The organism is Metabacillus sp. YM-086, from assembly GCF_048059995.1.
Lineage (GTDB): Bacteria > Bacillota > Bacilli > Bacillales > Bacillaceae > Metabacillus > Metabacillus litoralis_B.
Genome location: NZ_JBLUOI010000156.1, coordinates 1 through 3,158 on the forward strand (window position 1 = coordinate 1; position 3,158 = coordinate 3,158).

Annotated in this window: 2 protein-coding genes; both read right to left on the minus strand. The window is 33.9% G+C overall.

The genetic code is table 11. The annotated features are described in order from the left end of the window. Positions 1 to 683 precede the first annotated feature (683 nt). Positions 684 to 2,180 carry a coproporphyrinogen III oxidase gene (locus ACEWK1_RS27445; RefSeq protein ID WP_212136063.1) on the minus strand — a complete coding sequence of 499 codons (1,497 nt, stop codon included), beginning with the start codon at positions 2,178 to 2,180 and terminating at the stop codon, positions 684 to 686. 167 nt (positions 2,181 to 2,347) lie between these two features. After that, positions 2,348 to 2,812, minus strand: coding sequence for an STAS domain-containing protein (locus tag ACEWK1_RS27450; RefSeq protein ID WP_121664613.1), 465 nt, complete (start codon positions 2,810 to 2,812; stop codon positions 2,348 to 2,350). Positions 2,813 to 3,158: the final 346 nt, after the last annotated feature.

Sequence of the window (3,158 nt, forward strand, 5' to 3'; positions counted from 1 at the left end):
CCAGTAACAAACAAAAGCTTTACATTAGAAGCAGCAACATCAGCTAAGCACTCAGCTAATTCCTGAAGCATTTCTACGTCCATTGCGTTTAATGAGTTCACTCTGTTTAGATATAATGTAGCAAAATTCCCCTCTTTGACTAGCTCAATCGTTTGATATGTCATTCTCATCCACCCCTAAAATGTATTTCAATATATTAATTCAAGAAAGCTGGTTGATATCCTGCTTGTTAGCAAATTAAGTATCATGATACAACAGGACATATACAAATAACGGGTTCTGTTTTGAAATACAACATACAATTTACATTGCTTTCATATAGTAATCCCCACTAGGATGAAAAAGCAGCTTGGCAAGTAAATCAGCTATTAAAATAAGGGGAAAAATTCCTCTAAATGAGGAATTATCACATAAAATAGATTAAATAGACGGAAACATTCCGCCTATTTAATCAAAAAAGATGAAAATGGACCATTTTACTTTGCTTAACCGGAAAAAATCCGCTTATATCCCCAAAACGAGTTCCATTCTTCAGTCTAACCGGAAAAAATCCGCTTATTTAAGTTAACCGTCCATTTAATTAGCACCCAGATCAACAAAAAAAGCAGTCTTATTCTGTTGCAAATAGGACTGCTAATTGATGTACTAATTTAGAATTTGTATTTGGGAACCGAACCAGTTCTTTATTCTGAAAACAACTCTTCTAAAATAGCTATTTTTTCATTTGTATAATGTTCAAAACCATCATTATAGGATTTTGGATCCTTTGGGTTGGCGAAGTGAGTAATTTTTCTTGTCACAGGATGAACAAACTTACTTGCAGCCCCGCACCCAATACCAATAATCGTTTGCTGTTCTTCCATTATCATAATGTTATATAGACTATCCTGACCTTTTAAGGCATAACCAACATTCTCTAAATTTCCGAGGATGTTTTTTTGACGGTATAAATAATATGGAGTATATCCATGATCCTTTGTCCAAGAGACTGCATGATCCATCATTGTTGTAATTTCTTCACGGCTTGCCACTTTATACTTATGTTTGTTTTGCGTCATTTCTGATGCACGCTTAAAAGAAAGTGTGTGAACCGTTAATGACTCCGGCATCAACTTTGCTGATTCTGCAAGAGAATAATCAAATTCGTCAACACCTTCACCTGGTAAGCCGATAATTAAATCCATATTAATATTATTCATCCCCATACTTCTAGCTAAATGAAACTTCTCTATTGTTTCTTCAACAGTATGGTGGCGTCCAATTGCCTTTAATGTTGCCTGTGTATAAGATTGAGGATTAATACTAATGCGATCGATTTTCCACTTATTTAAAATCTCAAGCTTTTCCTTTGTTATCGTGTCCGGTCTGCCTGCTTCTACTGTAATTTCTCTAATATTTTCTAAATGTGGGAACGATTCAGCCATTTCTTCATACAACATATCCATCTCTTCTGCTGTAATACTTGTCGGTGTTCCGCCACCATAATAAACAGTTGTAATTTTGATGTTCTTTTCCTTTAACCAACGACCGATTTCTCTCATTTCATAATGAAGGCCACCTAGGAAAGAAGTAACTGACCCTTGTCTACCATTGATTGCATACGCTGGAAACGTACAGTAAGCACACTTTGTTGGACAAAAAGGAATTCCAACATAGATACTCACCTCATTAGACAGGGAATCTAAATCAGGAATGACTTCTAGCTGTCTTTCAACGATCTGCTGCATAAGATGAATTTTTTCGTCGGACAGCAAATATTCCTCTTTAAACATTTTATGGATGTTTTCTGATGACATTCCTTCCTGCCGCTTTTTATGATAAAGCTTTGTAGGACGTATTCCAGTTAAAATTCCCCACTTTTGAATCATACCTGTGTAATCCTGTAGGAGGGTTAAATAAACAAATGAAAGAGTGTTTTTCACTAGTCTTAAGCGTTCTTTCCCTTCTACATTAACAGGAATTTGCTTTTCCTTGTTTGCCTCATATCGCTTGCCATCCTCTGATAGTAAATATCCTTTAATTGAAACACGTTCATCATCTTCTTGAATAAAAAACCCCGCTTCTAGAGTATGATCATCTTCTATAAAGCAGAGCTCTGTTTCCTCAAAAAATAAATTACCAATCAATGTAAGTGGGCGATGGAATCGCTCATCTTGTATACCTTTTATATAAATTTTCATTTCATTATCACCCTATTTTTTTCAAGACTTCTTTTTAGTTTATTAGAAAAACTTGCTTATCACCAAGTCCTCATGCCGAAAGCCTTATTTTTTCTACTATCATTCATAAAAAATTGACCGTATCTTTCTGATAGTACAAAAAACAAGTGTCTCGGTCAATGTTATCTTTATACAGAAGCCTTTTGTAGGACAATACCTTTCTTTTTCATTAAATGTTTTAATGCTGATTGAAATGTAGAAAAAGACTCTGCTTTTATTTGGACTCCCGTTGAAACAATCTCTTTAATAAGCTGTGGAGAAAGACCAACATAATAAGGCTCCACCCCCATTAAAAAGATTGCATCTGTTAATTGATGTATTTCGTTTCCTAATTCTCGCATACCAATTTGTTCAATTTTATCTAATGTAATATCTGTCATATCAATAATAGCCGTCTCAATATCATGTGTTTGGATATAAGATAAAATCTTAATTCGAATTTTTTCAAATCTTTCTTCAAGGAGAATTCCTGTAATTGGTACTAAGATTGTATCTGGAACAATCGATGGAATAATTGGTGCTGACATATCTAATATGGCTTCTTCATATTCTTTAACTTTTGTTTCTAGTTTCTCTACATATTCTTTGTTCATATTCTGCCCCTTCATTTAAACGTTTTTATTATATCGACTTGCTATTTAATATAAGTTAACAAATTCCTTCCACTTGTTATAGTAACAATTACTTATATACAGTCACAAGCGATAATCGTAAAAGTAATAAATATTAATAATAATATCCACCAGTAAAGTCATAGAATAATAGTAAGATTACAAAAATAGGAGGCAACCACAGTTGAAAAAAATTGCTCCAGTTATCATTGTTGCAGTAGTTGCTATGATAGGTTATCTAGATTCTCCACAATTTTTTGAGAAGGAACAAGCCATAATCAGTATTCCAGTACCAGCTGATGATGCTGAAACTGCTACAACAGAAACA

Excerpts from the sequence above, each read along its gene's own strand:
- ACEWK1_RS27445 (WP_212136063.1), bottom strand. The coding sequence starts at position 2,180 with ATGAAAATTTATATAAAAGGTATACAAGATGAGCGATTCCATCGCCCA.
- ACEWK1_RS27450 (WP_121664613.1), bottom strand. The coding sequence starts at position 2,812 with ATGAACAAAGAATATGTAGAGAAACTAGAAACAAAAGTTAAAGAATAT.